The organism is Galbibacter orientalis DSM 19592, assembly GCF_000260115.1.
Taxonomy (GTDB): Bacteria; Bacteroidota; Bacteroidia; order Flavobacteriales; family Flavobacteriaceae; genus Galbibacter; species Galbibacter orientalis.
In genome coordinates, this window is the sequence record NZ_JH651379.1 from 1,492,501 (window position 1) to 1,512,999 (window position 20,499).

At 35.0% G+C, this 20,499-nt stretch carries 11 protein-coding genes, 2 tRNA genes and 2 rRNA genes; 7 read left to right on the forward strand and 8 right to left on the reverse strand.

Going from position 1 to position 20,499, the window contains the following annotated elements; all coding sequences use genetic code 11:
- The first annotated feature begins 79 nt into the window (after window positions 1-79).
- The 4 genes from JOOMADRAFT_RS06685 to rrf all read left to right on the forward strand — a co-directional run bounded on the left by JOOMADRAFT_RS06685 (window position 80) and on the right by rrf (window position 3,859).
- A tRNA-Ile gene (locus tag JOOMADRAFT_RS06685) sits at window positions 80-153 on the forward strand.
- Between the two features lie 220 nt (window positions 154-373).
- Window positions 374-447 (forward strand) — tRNA-Ala (locus tag JOOMADRAFT_RS06690).
- Between the two features lie 258 nt (window positions 448-705).
- Window positions 706-3,539: ribosomal RNA gene (locus tag JOOMADRAFT_RS06695) — 23S ribosomal RNA — on the forward strand.
- Window positions 3,540-3,749: 210 nt separating this feature from the next.
- Window positions 3,750-3,859: ribosomal RNA gene (gene rrf / locus JOOMADRAFT_RS06700) — 5S ribosomal RNA — on the forward strand.
- A 1,153-nt stretch (window positions 3,860-5,012) separates the two neighbouring features.
- On the opposite strand, the gene JOOMADRAFT_RS06710 is transcribed toward rrf, so the two are convergent.
- The 3 genes from JOOMADRAFT_RS06710 to rpsO all read right to left on the reverse strand — a co-directional run bounded on the left by JOOMADRAFT_RS06710 (window position 5,013) and on the right by rpsO (window position 10,198).
- A complete protein-coding gene (locus tag JOOMADRAFT_RS06710) occupies window positions 5,013-7,187 on the reverse strand; it encodes an Ig-like domain-containing protein (RefSeq protein WP_040879593.1) in 2,175 nt (724 codons plus the stop codon).
- Window positions 7,188-7,391: 204 nt separating this feature from the next.
- The gene (locus tag JOOMADRAFT_RS06715) at window positions 7,392-9,608 is read right to left on the reverse strand and encodes a polyribonucleotide nucleotidyltransferase (RefSeq protein ID WP_008612138.1); all 2,217 of its coding nucleotides are present in this window, start codon (window positions 9,606-9,608) and stop codon (window positions 7,392-7,394) included.
- Between the two features lie 320 nt (window positions 9,609-9,928).
- Window positions 9,929-10,198: a 30S ribosomal protein S15 gene (gene rpsO, locus JOOMADRAFT_RS06720; RefSeq protein ID WP_008612139.1), complete on the reverse strand. Its 270-nt coding sequence runs from the start codon at window positions 10,196-10,198 to the stop codon at window positions 9,929-9,931.
- Between the two features lie 152 nt (window positions 10,199-10,350).
- On the opposite strand from rpsO, the gene JOOMADRAFT_RS06725 reads away from it, so the two are divergent.
- Entirely contained in the window at window positions 10,351-11,214 is an 864-nt protein-coding gene (locus JOOMADRAFT_RS06725) for a hypothetical protein (protein WP_008612142.1), read from the forward strand.
- Between the two features lie 77 nt (window positions 11,215-11,291).
- On the opposite strand, the gene accD is transcribed toward JOOMADRAFT_RS06725, so the two are convergent.
- From accD to tamL, 3 genes are all read right to left on the reverse strand, one after another.
- The gene (gene accD / locus JOOMADRAFT_RS06730) at window positions 11,292-12,149 is read right to left on the reverse strand and encodes an acetyl-CoA carboxylase, carboxyltransferase subunit beta (RefSeq protein ID WP_040879963.1); all 858 of its coding nucleotides are present in this window, start codon (window positions 12,147-12,149) and stop codon (window positions 11,292-11,294) included.
- Window positions 12,150-12,304: 155 nt separating this feature from the next.
- Complete coding sequence (gene fbaA / locus JOOMADRAFT_RS06735; protein WP_008612144.1) at window positions 12,305-13,372, reverse strand: class II fructose-bisphosphate aldolase; 1,068 nt, start codon at window positions 13,370-13,372, stop codon at window positions 12,305-12,307.
- A gap of 72 nt (window positions 13,373-13,444) precedes the next feature.
- Window positions 13,445-15,979, reverse strand: a complete 2,535-nt coding sequence (gene tamL, locus JOOMADRAFT_RS06740) for a translocation and assembly module lipoprotein TamL (protein WP_008612148.1) — start codon at window positions 15,977-15,979, stop codon at window positions 13,445-13,447.
- A 41-nt stretch (window positions 15,980-16,020) separates the two neighbouring features.
- Here tamL and JOOMADRAFT_RS06745 point away from each other — a divergent pair, with 41 nt between their 5' ends.
- A complete protein-coding gene (locus tag JOOMADRAFT_RS06745; protein ID WP_008612149.1) occupies window positions 16,021-16,749 on the forward strand; it encodes a TrmH family RNA methyltransferase in 729 nt (242 codons plus the stop codon).
- Window positions 16,750-17,353: 604 nt separating this feature from the next.
- Here the strand turns inward: JOOMADRAFT_RS06745 and porT are convergent.
- Together porT and ubiE are read right to left on the reverse strand one after the other, a co-directional pair.
- Window positions 17,354-18,076: a type IX secretion/gliding motility protein PorT/SprT gene (gene porT, locus JOOMADRAFT_RS06750; RefSeq protein ID WP_008612151.1), complete on the reverse strand. Its 723-nt coding sequence runs from the start codon at window positions 18,074-18,076 to the stop codon at window positions 17,354-17,356.
- 33 nt (window positions 18,077-18,109) lie between these two features.
- Window positions 18,110-18,841, reverse strand: a complete 732-nt coding sequence (gene ubiE, locus JOOMADRAFT_RS06755) for a bifunctional demethylmenaquinone methyltransferase/2-methoxy-6-polyprenyl-1,4-benzoquinol methylase UbiE (protein ID WP_008612153.1) — start codon at window positions 18,839-18,841, stop codon at window positions 18,110-18,112.
- Window positions 18,842-19,149: 308 nt separating this feature from the next.
- Here ubiE and trkA point away from each other — a divergent pair, with 308 nt between their 5' ends.
- On the forward strand, window positions 19,150-20,499 hold the full coding sequence (gene trkA / locus JOOMADRAFT_RS06760; protein ID WP_008612154.1) for a Trk system potassium transporter TrkA: 1,350 nt from the start codon (window positions 19,150-19,152) through the stop codon (window positions 20,497-20,499).

Consider the following 20,499-nt stretch of genomic DNA (forward strand, 5'->3'; position numbering starts at 1 on the left):
GTTTGTAGTTTTTAGTTGTTAGTTTTTAATACTAATAACGAGTAACAAATAACGAGCAACGAATTGAAAAAAAAGAAACAGTCTCGTAGCTCAGCTGGTTAGAGCGCTACACTGATAATGTAGAGGTCGGCAGTTCGAGTCTGCCCGAGACTACAAGTCGAAGGGAGATTGCCCGCCTGCCTACCGAAGCGTAAGCGTAGGAAGGAGACTACTAAATGAGTCTGGGGAGGTAACAAGAGTTATCAAACGAGTATAAGTTCATTAGATATTGAAGGAAATTCTAGAAGTTGAAGATTTGAATTATAAATTTTGAATTTTAAATTTTAAATTAATTAATTCAACATTCATAATTCAACATTCAAACAAAAAGAATGGGGGATTAGCTCAGCTGGCTAGAGCGCCTGCCTTGCACGCAGGAGGTCATCGGTTCGACTCCGATATTCTCCACTTGGAAAGCTTTAGGCTGTAAGCATTATGCTATAGGCTGAGTTTTCAAAAAAAAAGTTTAAAGCTTAACGCATATAGCCTAAAGCCTATAGCTTTTTTAAAACGTTCATTGACATATTGAGATAAAGAGATACGAGAAAGTATTACGTAAAGTAATACCTTTTAAGTAGACTATAGAGAAAAGAATCTTATTATATAATTGATTGCACGATTGATTATATAAAAAAAAATAGAATAGAATAAAAGAGCAAAAAGTACAATAAGCTATGTAAGGGCGTATGGGGAATGCCTAGGCTCTCAGAGGCGATGAAGGACGTGATAAGCTGCGAAAAGCTATGGGGAGTGGCACACACACAATGATCCATAGATATCCGAATGGGGCAACCCACTATACTGAAGGTATAGTACTCCGTAAGGAGGGTAAACCCGCTGAACTGAAACATCTAAGTAGGCGGAGGAGAAGAAAACAACAGTGATTCCGATAGTAGCGGCGAGCGAACTCGGATTAGCCCAAACCAAACTTGTTACGGCAATTTTGGGGTTGTAGGACTGCGATATTTGATGCGTTATGAATTAGAATTGTTTGGAAAGACAAACCATAGAGGGTGATAGTCCCGTATAAGTAAAGACCGTTATTGATAGCAGTATCCTGAGTAGTGCGGGGCACGTGAAACCCTGTATGAATCTGGCGGGACCATCCGCCAAGGCTAAATACTCCTGAGAGACCGATAGTGAACCAGTACCGTGAGGGAAAGGTGAAAAGTACCCTGAATAAGGGAGTGAAAAAGATCCTGAAACCATACGCTTACAAGCGGTCGGAGCCCTTTTTGGGTGACGGCGTGCCTTTTGCATAATGAGCCTACGAGTTACTTTTACTAGCGAGGTTAAGTGATTCAGTCACGCAGCCGTAGCGAAAGCGAGTCTGAATAGGGCGTTTTAGTTAGTAGTAGTAGACGCGAAACCGTGTGATCTACCCATGGGCAGGGTGAAGCTGTGGTAACACATAGTGGAGGCCCGAACCCGTTGACGTTGAAAAGTCTTGGGATGACCTGTGGGTAGGGGTGAAAGGCCAATCAAACTCGGAAATAGCTCGTACTCCCCGAAATGCATTTAGGTGCAGCGTTGGTTTATAGTTTTATAGAGGTAGAGCTACTGATTGGATGCGGGGGCTTCACCGCCTACCAATTCCTGACAAACTCCGAATGCTATAAAATGTTTACTGGCAGTGAGGGCATGGGTGCTAAGGTCCATGTCCGAAAGGGAAAGAACCCGGACCATCAGCTAAGGTCCCCAAGTGTATACTAAGTTGAAAAAACGCGGTTTGATTGCTTAGACAGCTAGGATGTTGGCTTGGAAGCAGCCATTCATTTAAAGAGTGCGTAACAGCTCACTAGTCGAGCGATCGAGCATGGATAATAATCGGGCATAAGTATACCACCGAAGCTATGGATTTGTACTTGGTACAAGTGGTAGGGGAGCATTCTAAACTGGGTAGAAGGTGATCTGTGAGGATTGCTGGACTGTTTAGAAAAGAAAATGTAGGCATAAGTAACGATAATGCGGGCGAGAAACCCGCACGCCGAAAAACCAAGGTTTCCTCAGCTATGCTAATCAGCTGAGGGTTAGTCAGGGCCTAACGCGAACCCGAAGGGGGTAGTGGATGGACAACAGGTTAATATTCCTGTACTTGCATATAGATAAAAGTGACGGAGGCGAATAGTTGGTGCGTGCTGACGGAATAGCACGTTGAAGGAGCTGGTAACACTCCGATAGTACACTAAGGCTTCGGCTGCGGTGATAATCCAGCGAATCGACTTCCAAGAAAAGCGATATATGCAACCTGTACCGTAAACCGACACAGGTGGTTGGGATGAGTATTCTAAGGCGCTCGAGAGATTCATGGCTAAGGAACTAGGCAAAATAGACCCGTAACTTCGGGAGAAGGGTCGCCCTTAATTTATTAAGGGCCGCAGTGAAAAGGTCCAGGCGACTGTTTATCAAAAACACAGGGCTCTGCTAAATCGAAAGATGATGTATAGGGCCTGACACCTGCCCGGTGCTGGAAGGTTAAGGGGAGATGTTAGCTTCGGCGACGCATTGAACTGAAGCCCCAGTAAACGGCGGCCGTAACTATAACGGTCCTAAGGTAGCGAAATTCCTTGTCGGGTAAGTTCCGACCTGCACGAATGGTGTAACGATCTGGACACTGTCTCGGCCATGAGCTCGGTGAAATTGTAGTATCGGTGAAGATGCCGATTACCCGCTGTGGGACGAAAAGACCCCGTGCACCTTTACTATAGCTTCGTATTGACTTTGGATAAGTGATGTGTAGGATAGGTGGGAGACTTTGATCATGTATCGCCAGGTATGTGTGAGTCATTGTTGAAATACCACCCTTTACTTATTTGAAGCCTAACTTCTTTCTAAGAAGGACAATGCGTGGTGGGTAGTTTGACTGGGGTGGTCGCCTCCAAAAGAGTAACGGAGGCTTCTAAAGGTTCCCTCAGCACGCTTGGTAACCGTGCGTAGAGTGCAATGGCACAAGGGAGCTTGACTGAGAGACCTACAAGTCGATCAGGTACGAAAGTAGAGCATAGTGATCCGGTGGTTCCGCATGGAAGGGCCATCGCTCAAAGGATAAAAGGTACGCCGGGGATAACAGGCTGATCTCCCCCAAGAGCTCACATCGACGGGGGGGTTTGGCACCTCGATGTCGGCTCGTCACATCCTGGGGCTGGAGAAGGTCCCAAGGGTTGGGCTGTTCGCCCATTAAAGTGGCACGCGAGCTGGGTTCAGAACGTCGTGAGACAGTTCGGTCTCTATCTACAGTGGGCGTTAGAAATTTGAGTGGATCTGACTCTAGTACGAGAGGACCGAGTTGGACTAACCGCTGGTGTAGCTGTTGTTCCGCCAGGAGCACTGCAGCGTAGCTATGTTGGGAAGGGATAAGCGCTGAAAGCATATAAGCGCGAAACCCGCCACAAGATGAGATTTCTTTAAAGGGTCGTGAGAGACGATCACGTTGATAGGCTATAGGTGTAAAGGCAGTAATGTCATAGCCGAGTAGTACTAATAACCCGTAAGCTTATGTACAGTAGTCCTCTTGCTTTTGCAAAGAGCAAGAGGGCGCAAACTCTTTTTACTTCTATCTTTCTTTTTTTTAGAATCTATGATCTAGTATTTTTTTATCTCCATATGTTAACTTATTAAAAGCCCCACCTAACCTCCTCTTTTGGGAGGGACAATGGGCAATATTAACCTAGCCCCCTCTTTGGGAGGGGGTTGGGGGAGGCTTTAAGATTTAAGGTGGTTATAGCGACGGGGCTCACCTCTTCCCATTCCGAACAGAGCAGTTAAGCCCGCCAGCGCCGATGGTACTACGTTTTCGTGGGAGAGTAGGTCGCCGCCTTCTTTAGAATCCTCATCATTTATTTGATGAGGATTTTTTTTGCCTTTTTTTTAAGGAAGTACATTGAAAATTGAAAGATTGAAAGATTGAAGAATTGAAGGATTGAAAGATTGAAGGATTGAAGGATTGAAAGATTGAAGGATTGAAGGATTTTATCACTTTGCCACTTTGAAAAAAACCGTCTACCGTCTACCGCCTAATGCTTACTGCATATAGCTTCTTTGAACCTTTGAACCTTTTGAGTTAAAAAGTTATGCTGTTATGGAGTTACGATGTTACAAAGAAAAAATCGCCTACTGCCTACCGCATAATGCTTACTGCCCTTTGCCACTTTGATGGATTGAAGAATTCGGAAGTCGGAAGACATAATGCAATGTTCAGTAAGCGTACATTTTCAATCAAGAGTCAGGAATCAAGAGTCAAGAATGCAAAAAAAAAAAGTATTCTTATTCTTTTGAAAATCTTGTAAACTACAAACCATAAACCATAAACAATAAACCAAAAACCTACTGCTTATTGAAAGATTGAAGAAAAAAACTGCCTACCGCCTACTGCATAATGCTTACTGCCCTTTGCTTCTTTGCCACTTTGAACCTTTGATGGATTAAAGAAGTCGGAAATTGGAAGACAGAATTCAGTGTTCAATGTTCAGTAAGCGTACATTTTCAATCAAGAGTCAGGAGTCAAGAGTCAAGAATGCAAAAAAAAAGTATTCTTATTCTTTTGAAAATCTTGTAAACTACAAACCATAAACCATAAACCATAAACCAAAAACCTACTGCTTATTGAAAGATTGAAGAATTGAAAGATTGAAGAAAAAAACCGCCTACCGCCTATAGCCTAATGCTTACTGCCCTTTGCCACTTTGCCTCTTTACCTCTTTGTATTAAAAAGTTATGCTGTTATGGAGTTACGATGTTACAAAGAAAAAACCGCCTACCGCCTAATGCTTACTGCATATAGCTTAAAGCATATAGCCGCTCTGACTTCTGACTCTTCTATAAATATTAAAGCACAAACCCTACTGCGTTAGGGATAGCAGTGGCATCCTTTGCAAGGAAACTTCCTTGTAAAGATATAACGGATAGCCCGGCCCGAAAGGGAACGCCATGGTAATGTGGGTGTTAATTAGGTATAGATTGACTTAGAATACTTTTTAGTAATATTTAAATAAAAAGAAATCCTCCACATCGTAAAATGCTTTATGTTGATTGGAAAATATTCCTTCAATGAGGTCGGATGTTTGTGAATTGTTTAAATTTTCTTTTAGTGATTTATTAAGGTATTCATCGTAGTTTTCTATAGAATGATATTTCCTTATGTCTACCTGTTGAATGTTTAAATTTTGATTTTGAAAATCATCATTAATATTCCAAGTATTTAGTTCGTTTGGTAATTCTGGTAAAATTATTTTTTCATTTTTTTGACTATTAAAAATTATTTTCCATTTATATACTTCTTGAGATTGATTATTGTTTTCGATATAAATGTTTCCAACAGCGTGCCCTGCTCCAGTTTTATTAATATTTATTTGATTATTGGTGAAAGTATAATCTAGTGTCCATGCGGGGATGTTGTAGAATTCTTTTGGTTCTCCCACACTTTTAGTGAAGTAATTTCCGATAGACAGATCATAGCGGTATTTATAAAAATTGGAATTAAAATCATAATTAAATCCATTGTAGTTATCGAAATTCCCGCCAAAATTCCATAACATGTTAAATTTATTATTTATAAAGTCATTTTCATCAAGATATCCATTAATTACTAGCGTCATACTATTTTGTTCTCCAGAGGTGTTAGAAACAGCTGCATTTATTGTTCTTCTTTCTATACCTTCTGTTTTAAATTGGTTATAATCTAATTTGAAATCATCAGTAATACTATCCCTATCTAGGAGTAAATATTTATAATTATAGTTATTATGGTTTCTATATGAAAAATAAATTTTTGAGGATACTGGTTGTTGTGTATTTTCATATAGTTCTATCCACATCTCGTTCGTGTTGTTTGAATATTGGCCGTTATAATCACTTCCGTATGCATTTACGTTAATAACTGACCCTAAGGTAGATTCAAAATTTACTCCCGTTGATTGTATTCTTTTTCTCGCTTCTTGAATTTCTCTCTTAGGAGTTTTTATATTTACTTCGGATGGGTTATTAATGGTTAAATCTTGAAAAGTTGTTAAATAGCTTGAGTCAATATAGCCAGAAGATAATGCAGCAAAAGTAAGCATGAAAGACTCTTCTTTGTTTATATTCTTTTCTGTAGTTAATGTAATAGATCTGGTATTATTTAAGACCTCTTTTATGTCAAGAATTTTTCCTTCATAATTTGATGAAAAAATATAAAATCTCGAAAATGTACTGCTTAATGCTTCTTCAGGAATATTTATAGTAATAAGTTTTCTGTGGATTTTAAAGTTTGTTGTGCTAACGGATGTGTTTCCTAGTTTATCTTTTGCAGTAATACGAATCTGTTTTTCTCCTGTGGAATAATCATCTGGGTTGAGTTCAAATGAGATTTCTGATGCAACGCTGTTTAGAAGGATACTATCATTCAATTTTATTTGAACACTGTCTATTTCTGAATATAGGTCTTTTAAAGCAGGCTTTATGACAGTGTTTTCAATGACAATATCTTCTTCTTTTATATCTTCAAAAGTTATTTCGGGCCCTGTGTTGTCGGTTATAAATTTGACTTCATAAATTGTGGTATTCTCCGCTGCGTCTTCAGCAATTATTTTTAAAGTTTTTTCACCATCTTCAAATTTAGTAGAATCAAAGTTAAGACTATAGTTATTGTCTTCCAGCGTTTCAAATTCTACAGTTTCGTTATTAAGGAATACTTCTAAATTTGTAATATCTTGGTCGTCTTCAGCAATAAAAGAGATTGTATTTTCTGTTCCATTTAAAATAGTGCCTTCTTCAAGAGATACTTTAGAGATTGTTGGTAAAGTATTGTCAATATATATTTCTTGCTCAGAAACAGCTGTATTTCCACTATTGTCTTGGGCTACTATTTTTAAAGAGAAGACTTCCCCTTTGTTGGCTGTACTTTTCTTAATGGAATTGAATGAATTTAAGTCGATACTTAATTTAAATGGAGCTGTTTTATCTTCGGCAACTTTTGTATCATTAATATAAGCTTCGACTTTACTGATTCCTTTTTCGTCATCAGCATTTATATTTATTTCCATTTTATTTCCTACAATAGGAATCTCATTAGGAGTTTCAGCTTTTTTTACTCCTTCAATTTCAAAACTAAGAACGGGTGGAATTGTGTCTATTTCTTCTTCAAGATCTTTATCACATGAAAATATAATCAAACAGATTATTAGTAGTAGGTTAACGTTTTTTATTATTAGGTTAGGTTGATTTGATTGCAATATAGAATTTTTATCGAATTGGAGTGATTTTTTTCTTTAATAAGAATCTTTTCTAATTGTAAATTCTTTAAAAATTGACAAAAAAAAGTCCGGTATACTATTAATACCGGACTTTTTTACCACACTTTAAAATTAAATAAATATTTAATCTCTTCGAGGTTTTCTATCGCCTCTATTGTCTTTAGATCTATTATCGCGGTTTCCATCTCTTTCACGAGGTGGTCTTTCTGCGTAGCCTTCTGGTTTTGGAAGAATGGCTTTTCTAGATACTTTTTCTTTTCTTGTTTTTGGATCTACTCCAAAATATTTAACTTCAAAAACATCTCCTAAATTAACAACATCGGTAACATTGTCTGTACGTTCCCAAGCTAATTCGGAAATATGTAAAAGTACTTCGTTTCCTGGAGCTGCTGTATATTCTACTACAGCACCAAAATCTAACATTTTAATTACTTTTACTTCGTATACTTCACCTTTTGTAGGCTTGAATAATAAAGAATCTATTTTTGCATTTACGGCATCAATTCCTTCACTTCCAACGCCTAAAATTTCAACGATACCTTCTTCTGTAACTGGGTCTTCATTGATAACAATAGTAGTATCTGTTTCTTTTTGAAGTTCTTGGATTACTTTTCCTCCTGGACCAATTAAAGCTCCAATGAATTCATTAGGAATACGTCTAGTTACCATTTTCGGAGCATGTCCTTTAACATCTGCATTTGGAGTTGCAATTGTGTCGGTTAGTTTCTCTAAAATATGTAAACGTCCATTACGAGCTTGTTTCAATGCTTTTACTAAAATCTCGTAGCTTAAACCTTTTACTTTAATATCCATTTGGCAAGCAGTAATACCATCTGCAGTACCTGTTACTTTAAAGTCCATATCTCCTAAATGATCTTCATCTCCTAGGATATCCGATAATACAGCATATTTTCCAGATTCAGCATCAGAAATTAATCCCATAGCAATTCCAGAAACAGGTTTTATTAATTGCACTCCAGCATCCATTAATGCCATTGTTCCAGAACAAACGGTAGCCATAGAAGAAGAACCGTTAGATTCTAAAACTTCTGATACTACACGTACTGTGTAAGGGCAATCTTCAGGAACCATTCCTTTTAAAGCACGTTGTGCTAAATTTCCATGACCAACTTCACGACGAGAAGTTCCACGAATAGGGCGTGCTTCTCCAGTTGAAAAAGGAGGGAAGTTATAGTGTAAATAGAAACGCTCTTCTCCTTCATAAGATGGCATATCTATTTGATTTGCTTCTCTACTTGTTCCTAAAGTAACAGTTGCTAATGCTTGTGTTTCTCCACGAGTAAAGATTGCAGAACCATGTGTTGATGGTAAGTAATCTACTTCACACCAAATTGGTCTTATCTCGTCTGTTTTACGTCCATCTAAACGTAAACCTTCGTTTAATGTTAAGTCTCTTACAGCCGCTTTTTCTGCTTTGCTGTAATATTTAGAAATTAAATCTCCAAACTCTTCTTGCTCTTCTTCAGAATAAGATGCTACAATTTCTTCTTTAATTTCAGCAAATGCTGCTCCTCTTTCATGCTTAGAAGATCCTGCTTTTGCTACTGCATAAACTTTTTCGTAAGCTAATTCATGAATTTTTTTAGCCAATTCTTCATCTTCTCTTTCTGGCTCATATTCACGAGTTTCTTTTTTACCAAATGCTTCCGCTAATTTTACTTGAGCTTCACATTGAACTTTAATAGCTTCGTGTGCAAATTTAATTGCGTCTGCCATTTCTTCTTCAGAAATCTCATCCATTTCACCTTCAACCATCATTACAGAGTCTGCAGAAGCTCCAATCATCATATCGATATCAGATTCTAATAACTGTGCTCTTGTTGGGTTGATAACAAATTCACCATTTACACGGCCAACTCTAACTTCAGAAATTGGACATTCGAATGGTAAATCTGACAATTGAATAGCGGCAGAAGCGGCTAAACCTGCCATTGCATCTGGCATAACATCTTCGTCATGCGACATTAATTGTACCATCACCTGAGTTTCAGCGTGGTAATCTTTTGGGAACAAAGGACGTAATACACGGTCTACTAAACGCATTGTTAATACTTCTCCGTCACTTGGTCTTGCTTCTCTTTTGAAGAATCCACCAGGATAACGACCAGCAGCAGCAAATTTTTCTCTGTAATCTACTGTTAATGGTAAAAAGTCTACATCCGATTGTTTGTAATTGGAAACAACTGTACATAATAACATACATTTTCCAGATTGTACTACAACACTTCCGTGTGCTTGTTTTGCTAATTTTCCCGTTTCTAGAGAGATAGTTCTACCATCTCCTAAATCAATAATTTCTCTTTTTACTTCAGGAATCATATAATTTTTAATTTACCTACATATGTAGGAGTTAAACATAGGGTTTCCACAGTTATTGCGGAAGTAGTTGTGTTGTTGTAGTTGTTGTTACCCAATGAAAAACTATTAATTTTAAGCTTTTTTATCCCTTAAAAGGGGATTGTTTTTGGTTTTCACCCAAATAGAATCTATTTAGATACTATTTGCTTATAAATGCTAAAGGTAATAATTATAGTTCGATTATCTGTAAGAAATTATAATTCAGATAATTTACGCTAGTTACCTCGTCTTTTTTTTATTCGTTTAAATAAAAAAAGGGAGCAAATTTGCTCCCTTATATCTTACTTTCTTAATCCTAATTCTTTGATGATAGCACGATATCTTGTAATATCTTTCTTCTTCAAATAATCTAGTAAGCTTCTTCTTTTACCTACTAGCATAACTAATGAACGCTCTGTATTGAAATCTTTACGATTGTTTTTTAAGTGTCCAGTTAAATGATTAATTCTGTGTGTGAACAAAGCAATTTGTCCTTCTGCAGATCCGGTGTTTTTAGCATCACCACCATATTGTTTAAATATGTCTGCTTTTACTTCTTTAGCTAAATACATGCCAATATTATTTAAATGATTCTTATGTATTTGATAGATTTTCTATCAGTGGGCGCAAAGATAACAATAAATTTTATTATCTAGCGTTTTTTATGGTAGATTATTTAACGGCTAAAATATAGCTAATTTATTAATTATAAACATATTATATTATGAAACTAATCTCAAGAAATTTATTAATGATGCTGATCCCTACTACTATCTTAATTGTTTCTTGTAATGATGATGATTCTAATGAATCAATAGATGGTTCTCCAACCGAAGCGTTAACTGTTCAAGAGGTTAAAACAAGTATGGAAGCTACACAAGTTTCTGATGAAGTTGATGATATTGTTGATTATATGGTAGTTTCCGATTTAGGAAGCTCTTCTAACAAACAAACTTCAATAAGTTCTAAAGGATGGCTACCAGATTGTTACACTATTTCTACGGAAGCTAGTGGTGATAATTTTATGATTACACTAGATTTTGGACAAGGTTGTGAAATGCCAGACGGGAGAAATATTGCGGGAATGTTGACCATGACAAAATCCAATGTTTCAGATTCTACTTCTTTTACGCGTAATTCTGAAGTTAAGTTTGAAAGTTTTACTATAGATAGTGTTACTGTAAATGGTAGTAAAACATATCAACATACTTTTGCGGATGATGAAAATCCAAAGACTATGGTGGCTTCAGAAATAACACTTCTTTGGGAAGATGAATCTACTATGCAAGTAAATTCTGAAAAAACAAGAGAGTGGATTGAAGGTTTTGATGATGGCGAATGGGGTAATAGTGCTTTTTTAGTTACAGGAACTACCACTGTTATTAATAAAGATGGAGTTACTTATACAAGTGAAATTACTACGCCTCTAAGAGCAGAACTGTCTTGTAACTATATTGTGAGTGGAGTACTTACACTTTCTAAAGATGAAGCAAGTGCCGAAGTAGATTTTGGAGATGGCACCTGTGATGATAAAGCAATGTATAGCGATCCTGAAGGAAATACAACAGAGATTACATTAAAAAAATAGGAGTATAGAAATTTCTAAAAATAAAAATCCGTAGCATTTAAAATGTTACGGATTTTTTATGCGATATAAATAAGTTTTTACGCTCTCATCGGTTGGTTTAAAATAAGATCGATATATTGATTGATCTTACTTTTTAGATCTCTACGGTGTGTAATAAAATCTAAAAAACCATGTTCTAATAAGAATTCTGAAGTTTGAAAGTTTTCTGGTAAATCTTTTCCAGTAGCTTCTTTAACAACTCGTGGTCCAGCAAAACCAATTAAGGCACCTGGTTCTGCAATGTTAATGTCTCCAAGCATTGCGTATGATGCTGTTGTACCTCCTGTAGTTGGGTCTGTACAAAGCGAAATATATGGAATACCGAGGTCTGAAAGTTGCGCTAATTTAGCCGATGTCTTTGCCAACTGCATTAACGAAAGTGCAGCTTCCATCATACGGGCACCACCAGATTTAGATATCATTACAAAAGGAACTTTCTTTTTGATAGCATCATCTATAGCTCGTGCTATTTTTTCTCCTACTACACTTCCCATAGAACCACCAATAAAGGCAAAATCCATACAAGCAATTACTAATTCTTTTCCTTTAGATTTTCCAACCGCAGTTCGAACGGCATCTTTTAATGCTGTTTTTTCTTGCGCTTGTTTTAATCTATCTGAATATTTTTTGGTGTCAACAAAACTTAAAGGGTCTTTAGATTCTAAATTAGGATCTAATTCTTTAAACTTATTGTCATCAAATAAAATTGAAAAATACTCTTTACTACCAATCCGAACATGGTAATCGTCTTCTGGACTAACGTAGAAGTTCTTAGCAAGCTCATCTGCTTCTACAATTTTTCCTGTTGGCGATTTATACCACAGTCCTTTGGGGGTATCTTTTTTTTCTTGGGTAGTGGTTTGTATACCTTTTTCTTTTCTTTTGAACCAAGCCATATTCTTAGTATAATTTAATCCCTTATCGAGTTTAATTTCTCGATACTTTACATCGGAATGAGTTAAATAGTTTTTCCTATCAGTATCTCGTAAATGCCGAGATATATAAGAAAGCCTCCAGAGAAAAAAAAAATTCGCTGGAGGCAATCAGTTTATTATAACGTATTAACGTTGTTTAAATCTTCAAAAGCTTTTTTAAGTCTGGTAATGAAAGTTTTTTCACCTTCACGAATCCAAACTCTTGGGTCGTAATGCTTTTTATTTGGAGCATCATCACCATCAGGATTACCAATTTGAGCTGCTAAATAATCTGCTTTAGCACCCATGTAATCTCTAATTCCTTCTAAATATGCATATTGAAGGTCGGTGTCAATATTCATTTTAATAACTCCGTAACCTATTGCTTCTCTAATTTCTTCTACAGTAGATCCAGATCCTCCATGGAATACAAAATCAATGGTATTTGCTGGTACGTTGTACTCTTTAGAAATGTATTCTTGAGAATTTTTTAAGATTTTTGGTGTAAGTTTTACGTTTCCTGGTTTGTAAACTCCATGTACATTTCCAAAAGCAGCTGCAATAGTAAATCTAGAAGATACTTTTGATAGTTCTTCATAAGCAAATGCTACTTCTTCTGGTTGTGTATATAATTTAGAATCGTCTACATCTGTATTATCAACACCATCTTCTTCACCACCAGTTATACCTAGTTCAATTTCTAATGTCATTCCCATTTTCTCCATTCTTTGAAGATATCCACAACATGTTTCGATGTTGTCTTTGATGTCTTCTTCAGAAAGGTCAATCATATGTGAGCTAAAAAGAGGTTTTCCAGTTTCAGCAAAGTGTTTTTCACTTGCATCTAGCATTCCATCAACCCATGGCAACAATTTTTTAGCACAATGGTCGGTATGAAGAATTACAGGAACTCCATATTTTACAGCTAGTTCATGTACATGTTTTGCTCCAGCAACAGCTCCGGCAACAGCAGCTTGTTGACCGTCGTTAGAAAGTCCTTTTCCAGCATTAAACTGTGCGCCACCATTTGAAAATTGAATAATAACAGGAGCATTTAAATCTGCTGCTGTTTCTAATACAGCGTTGATAGTGCTACTACCTATTACGTTAACTGCAGGAAGTGCGAATCCTTTTTCTTTGGCATAGTTAAAGATTTTTTGTACTTCATCTCCTGTGGCTACACCTGGTTTAATGTTATGACTCATAAAATTTTAGTTTCAAATTTATATTTAGTTGTTTTATGTAATGCGTTTGCAAAAATAATAAATTTAGCGCTCTTAGAAAGGATAATTAATACCAATATTATATACTGCATTACCAAAGTTGTAATCTGTAAACCATCTCTTACCTTGATTATATGATGGATCGTATGTTTTAAATCCAATATCAAAACGCAAAACAAAGAAATTAAAATCGTACCGAAGTCCAAATCCTGTTCCTAATGCAATTTCTTTTAGAGATTTAAAATCTTCAAAAACAGCTTCTTCTTCATCTACGTTATCTAAAAAGTTCCAAATATTTCCTGCATCGGCAAAAAGAGCTCCTTTAAAATCGCCTATTAAATTAAATCGATATTCTAGATTAAAGGCTATTTTTAAGTTTGCTTCATTAAAATCGTTTACGTTATCTGTGCGCCCTGGCCCTAAAGAATATGGTTGCCAAGCTCTATTGTCGTTAGATCCTCCTGCAAAATAACTTCGGATAAAAGGGATGTTATCTGCATTTCCATATGGAATAGCAATTCCTAAAAAGCTTCTAAAAGCAAGAACATTACTTCTAGATAAACGCCAGTATTTAATATAATCTAATTCTGTTTTTACATATTGTGAATATTGGACTCCAAAAATTAAATTTTTACCATCTTCATTTTGTTCAAAATCTACTATTGGTGCGAGGGCAGAAAGTAGGTTTCCAGCAAATTCTATTTTTCCTCTAAACTGAAAGAAATTATTGTCATTTACATTTCTTCGATTGTTTTTGAAATAGGTATAATTACTAGAAAAAATTAAATTATTTGCGGTAAGTCTATCACGTCTGTCTTCTAATCTAGAAACTTCGTTATAATCACTTTGAGAAGTAGTAATTGATCCATCGAGCACATCGTTTGTAAATCCAGAAGTTCCATCTGGAATTACTAAATTTCCGTTGGAATTGTAATAACTAGTGTCGGCTACTTGTGTGTAATTATCTGCAACATCATTTAGATCTCCATAACTATTATCATACACATCATAATATCTATCTGTATTTAGGTTTTTTACATATTGAATGTTCAATAGTTCAACAATATTTTGACGCTGATTAGTAGGTTTCCACTTGTAACGTAAAATTCCGTTAAAGGTTTGTTTGTCTAAACCGATATTTTTTTGAAGTGTGGTTCCAAGAGAAAATCTAGTTTCAGGAGACATAGATTTCGGAATGATACCATCCGTATTAAAAGGGAAAAATATACGAGGAAAGTTTAGTCCTATGTCGGCTCCAAATTCTGCTAAGTTGAAAAAACTACTACTTGTATTTTTAAAATCTGATGAAGAACCTACAGTTCCCCTTAAAGCAATGTCTAAAGTTTCGGCTCCTCTAAAAATATTTCTACTAATGAGCGAAGTACTAAAAGAGATTCCAATATCTTGAATGTTTGAATGTAATAAATCGGTGCTAAAACCTAAAGAAAATCTAGGTCTAGGCGCAAGGTAAATGTCTGTATTTAGTTTGTTATCGGTACTATCTGCATAAGAGTAATTAATATTTGGGTATTTAAAAACCTTTAAGTTGTTTATCTGTTTGGAGGTTAATGCGCGGTCAGATTCTTTATAAACATTTCCTGGGAGTATTGCAATAACATCGGTTAGTGCATTTGGTCGGTATTTTAATTTGTTTTTGAAATAGATGGTGTATCCATCATTTTCAATAGTTTGTAAAGAATCTTGATTGTCGCCAAAAGTGTAATCGGCATATATATTAACTTTCTTTATATGGTGGATTTTATATTCAAAACCATTTATAGAATCTCCTTCTGTTTTATTATCAATATCAACTTCAACAGGCATTTTATAATCTTGGCCTGTTGTTGTATCTCTTTCAATATCAAAACTAATGGCATTTGGCTGAAACTTATAGATACCGTTATTAGCAAAAATAGATGTTAAACGTTCTTTTTCAGCTTGAAAATTATCAAGGTCAAATCTTTGTCCGGTTCTAATTCTTGAGAAACGTTTGTATCTTTTGTAAAGAGAATCTAAATCTTTAGAAGCTATGGCAGTAGTAATAGTATCTAAATAATAGGTGGGACCTGTAGTAACGTTGTAATTTACCTCTGCTCTTTTTTCTTTTTGACCTGCGGTATCTATTTCAAAACGGACATCGTTATTAAAATAACCTTTTGTTTCGTAATATTTATTAAGACGTTCGGCAGATTTAGCAGTTTTTAGAGGATCTACTATTACGGGTGCTTCTCCAGTTTTTTTTAGCCAGTTATTAAAATTTATTTTATAATCGGCTACCTGTACTAATTGCTTTTTTGAGATAATTTTTTCGAAAAAATTGATGTCGTTTAAATTGCTATCAAGTCTGGCTGTATAAAAAGAGTCGGCATTTTCTCGTGCTAAATTATAAAGCGCTAATCGCCCTAAATTATTTGGTCTTTGGGAGATTAAACCTTGAACTTCGTCATTCTTAATCTTCTCATTATTTACAGAAATACTATTCTTGGTAAGTAATAATTGACCATCTTTTACCCTTTTTATGGCATTACAAGAACTTATAAATAGTATTACAAAGAATAATACTGTTATTTTTACAAAAAAATGTCTCAATCGGGTATTTATTAATTTAACGTCAAAAATACATTATTTGGATGGTTAGCAAAAGCGAAATAAAACTTATAACGAGCTTACATCAAAAAAAGTACAGAAATAAAGAAGGACTTTTTATTGCTGAAGGCGTAAAAGTAATTAATGAATTGTTGAAATCTGATTTTAAACTTCATAAAATTTATGCTTCCGAAGAAAATATAGTAAATATAGCTTCCGAAAAAGTTACTTTGGTTTCTGAAGGAATCTTAAAAAAAATGAGTGCATTAAGAACTCCAAGTCCTGCTTTAGCAACTTTTTATACCAAAAAGACAACTGAGATTATTGAAGATGGCTTAACGCTTGTTTTAGATGATGTCCGCGACCCTGGTAATTTAGGAACAATTATTAGAATGTGCGATTGGTTTGGGATCTCTGCGTTGGTATGCAGTGCTAACACAGTAGATTGTTACAATCCAAAAGTTATTCAAGCAACGATGGGGTCTTTAACCCGAGTAAATGTGGTCTACACCGATTTAGAGAAATATCTTACTAAGGAAACTCGCGCTGTATTTTGCGCCACTATGGAGGGAGCTAATATATATAAAACTGAAGTGCCTCAAAATGCAGTTCTCGTAATGGGGAATGAGGCAAATGGTATTTCTGAGGCTATTTTATCACTGATTAAAAATAGAATTAGTATTCCTCGTTTTGGAGACATTCAAGCTACAGAAAGTTTAAATGTAGCTACAGCTACTGCTATTTTGTTGAGTGAGTTTAAACGACGATTTTAGTGATTGAAGGATTGAGAAATTAAAAGATTGAACAATTTAAGGATTGAAAAATTGAATTGTTTAAGAATAAAAACCTGTTATAAGTATTCGGTTAGCTGTAAGTTTTAAATTTGTGAATGTTCTAATTTGAAAATAAAAAAGAAGACTGAAGTCGGGAGTCCGAAGTTAGAAGAAAATCTTTGTTCTTGATTCTTTAATTCTTGTTTCCTTTAACTTTTTTACTTTTAACTCAAATTGGCAAAGATTTAAAGAGGCAAAGTAATATAAGTAATAATTTTTTTTAATCCTTCAATCTTTCAATCTTTTAATAAAGAAGACAGAAGACAGAAGTCCGAAGTTAGAAGAAAAATCTTTGTTCTTGATTCTTGATTTCTTTAACTTTTTTACTTTTAACTCAAAGAAGCAAAGTAATAAAATTTTTCAATCCTTCAATCCTTCAATAAAGAAGAAGTGTTCAGTAGGCAGAGCTCAGTAAGCAGTTTTTTCTTCTAAAACTCGGTAACAACGTGTAATTTATAATCAAGAGCCAAGAGACAAAAAAAGTCTTGATTCTTTATTCTTGTTTCTTTTAACTCATTAACTTTTTTACTTTACAAACTTTAAACTATTCAAAAGTAAAATTAATAAAAACACCCCTTGAGTACATATGGTTTATGTTTGAAGTCCAATTTGGATCGACAGCATTTGTACTCGGATTGTCTTGAATTAATTCATCAGTTAAAGCAAAAACACCACGAATAGAAGGAGAGAATTTAAAATAACGTAAGTAGAAATCGATACCGAAACCTAGTTCATAATAATACGTAGTCTTTTTCATTCTAAAAGTTCCAGTACTATTGTCTTCAGCGCTATCTTCACTGCTGCTTAAATTTAAAGAAGTAGAAACTCCACCAACCACAAAAGGTTTAAAATTTCCTAATCTTTTAGTACTTGCTTTAATCAATAAAGGCACGTGTATATAAGTAGATTTTACTTCTCGGATGGCGTCATTTTCATCTGCAAACCCTGGAAAAAGCAAATCTCTTTGAGTGTAATAAAGACCAGGTTCTAAACGGATATCGAAATAATCATTAATTCTTAATTCTCCAATAAGTCCTACGTTAAAACCGATGCTTTTACCAACTAAAACGTCTGTTTTGTATTGAGATTCATCATATTCTTTATAATCAAACTTAAAATCGTATTGATTAAAGCCTAAAAAATACCCCCAATTGAGTCGCTTTTTGTCTTCGTTTTCTAAATTAAGAATGGGGTCTTCATTAAATTGAGCGAAGATTGGCTGGTAGCAACACAGTAAAACTGTTATAAAAAATAAGGTGTTTTTCATTTTACAGGTTAAGTTAGTCAAGGTTAAGGTCTCTTATTTATAAGCTTCATAAATGGTTGCAACTCCAAAGGTTTGCGGTTTATCATCTACATTAATAAACCCAATTTTGCGTAAAATATTGTTGAACTTTTCTCCAAAAGGAAAAACAGAGGCCGATTCCGATAAATATGCATAGGCAGAACGGTCTTTAGAAAACAATCTTCCAATAGTAGGTAAGATGGTTCTGGTGTAAATATTGTATCCTTGTTTGTAAGGTGGTTTTGTAGGGTTTGAAGTTTCTAATACAACAAAAATCCCTCCCTTTTTTAATACCCTATAAATCTCTGAAAGTCCTTTTTCAAGGTCTTCAAAATTTCTTACACCAAAAGCAACAGTTATTGCATCAAAAGAATTATCGTCAAAAGGTAAAGACTCGCTATCTCCAATTACCATATCTATTTTATTAGACAGCTTTTTGTTGGCAATTTTTTGTTTGCCTACCTCAAGCATTCCAGGAGAAATATCTAATCCAGTAATTTTTTCAGCAGCTGTTTTTAAAGCCATATTTATGGCAAGATCTCCAGTTCCTGTGGCTATGTCGAGAATATTTTTTGGCTTAGTGTTGTTTACTAAACTCACTACTTTTTCTCTCCATTTTATATCAATACCAAAAGAGATTACTCTATTCAATCCATCATACTTTCCAGAAATGGTATCAAACATTTGGGTAACCTGTTGTTTTTTTCCTAATTCAGAATCCTTATAAGGCGTTACTTTCTTCTCCATCTACAAAATTTTGGTAAATATAATACTTAGATTTTATCTGGTCGATTTAAATTGAATTTACTCGCTAAGCGAGATTTAAAATCCCTTTTTTGCTTTTTGAAAGTAAGGTATTCTTACACAAAAAAGTCTATCAATATTGAGGTATTTATCTGAGGTTAATAATCTTCGTGAGTAATTATATTTAATATATATTTGTATTTTAAGAGTTTGCGTAAATCTATGAAATACTCACTAAAAGTATCTAATCCAGCCATTATTATGAAAAGGGTATTTTATCTGAAGATTGAGAAATTAATAAATATAAACAGATGAAAATAATAATTGCAGGTGCTGGCGAAGTAGGATTTCACTTAGCAAAACTTCTTTCTTATGAATCTCAAGATATAACCTTAATAGATAATGATAAGGAGAGTCTGAATTATGCAGACACGCATTTAGATATTAAGGTATTGAGGGGAGACGCAACTTCTGTTAGTGTTTTAAAAGAAGCAAGAGTAGATTCTTCAGATTTAATGATTGGAGTTACCGCTTCTGAAACTACAAATATTACACTTTGTTTGTTGGCAAAGCAATTGGGATGTAAACGAACAATTGCCAGAATTTCTAACACTGAATTTATCCGCTATAAGGAGGAGATAAAATTTAATACGCTTGGAATTGATGAAGTAATTTCTCCTGAAAAATTGGCTTCCGAAGAGATACAATTATTATTAGACCAATCTGCATTTAACGATAGTTATGAGTTTGAAGATGGCGCGTTAATTATGGTTGGAACTTCTTTGCAGCGTACCGCTCCTTTTGTAGGTAAATCTGTGCAAGAAGCGGCAGGGATTTTTCCAGAATTACATTTTGTTCCAATTGCTATACAGCGTTTTGGAACCCAATACACATTAATTCCTCGTGGAGATACTGTTTTTAAAGAGGGAGATCAAGCATATTTTGTTACCTTAAAAGAGGGGGTGGATGAGCTTTATAAACTTACTGGAAAAACGAGGGAAGAAATAAAGAATGTAATGATTCTTGGGGGAAGTAAAATTGGATTTAAAACTGCTCGAGACCTTTGTAGTAGTAAATTTAGAGTGAAGTTAATAGAGAAAGATAAAAGTAAAGCCTTCGATTTAGCCGATGATCTTCCGAATGCATTAATAATTAACGGAGATGGAAGGAATGTAGATCTTTTGGAGGAAGAAGATATTAGCGAAATGGATGCTTTTATTGCAGTTACAGGAAATTCTGAAACAAATATAATGTCTTGCTTAATGGCAAAATCAAAAAACATTAAGAAGACAATTGCTTTGGTTGAAAACATGGATTATTTCCAGCTTTCTCAATCCATTGGAATAGATACCCTTATTAATAAAAAATTACTAGCAGCAAATAATATATTTCGCCATATTAGAAAAGGAGAAGTAGTAGCTTTAACCAAATTGAATAATCTAAATGCAGAAATGCTAGAGTTTATTGTAAAGCCAACTTCTAATGTAACTGGTAAAGTAATAAAAGATGTCGATTTCCCACGTTCTGCAATTATAGGTGGTGTTATTAGAGATGGGGAAGGTATTATTGCTCTCGGAGACTTTGAAATCAAAGCTGGAGATAGAGTAGTAGTATGTTGCTTGCCAAGATCGATTTCTAGAGTTGAAAAACTTTTTCTTTAA

Excerpts from the sequence above, each read along its gene's own strand:
- porT (WP_008612151.1), bottom strand. The coding sequence starts at position 18,076 with ATGAAAAACACCTTATTTTTTATAACAGTTTTACTGTGTTGCTACCAG.
- fbaA (WP_008612144.1), bottom strand. The coding sequence starts at position 13,372 with ATGAGTCATAACATTAAACCAGGTGTAGCCACAGGAGATGAAGTACAA.
- JOOMADRAFT_RS06715 (WP_008612138.1), bottom strand. The coding sequence starts at position 9,608 with ATGATTCCTGAAGTAAAAAGAGAAATTATTGATTTAGGAGATGGTAGA.
- trkA (WP_008612154.1), top strand. The coding sequence starts at position 19,150 with ATGAAAATAATAATTGCAGGTGCTGGCGAAGTAGGATTTCACTTAGCA.
- accD (WP_040879963.1), bottom strand. The coding sequence starts at position 12,149 with ATGGCTTGGTTCAAAAGAAAAGAAAAAGGTATACAAACCACTACCCAA.
- rpsO (WP_008612139.1), bottom strand. The coding sequence starts at position 10,198 with ATGTATTTAGCTAAAGAAGTAAAAGCAGACATATTTAAACAATATGGT.
- JOOMADRAFT_RS06725 (WP_008612142.1), top strand. The coding sequence starts at position 10,351 with ATGAAACTAATCTCAAGAAATTTATTAATGATGCTGATCCCTACTACT.
- ubiE (WP_008612153.1), bottom strand. The coding sequence starts at position 18,841 with ATGGAGAAGAAAGTAACGCCTTATAAGGATTCTGAATTAGGAAAAAAA.
- JOOMADRAFT_RS06745 (WP_008612149.1), top strand. The coding sequence starts at position 16,021 with ATGGTTAGCAAAAGCGAAATAAAACTTATAACGAGCTTACATCAAAAA.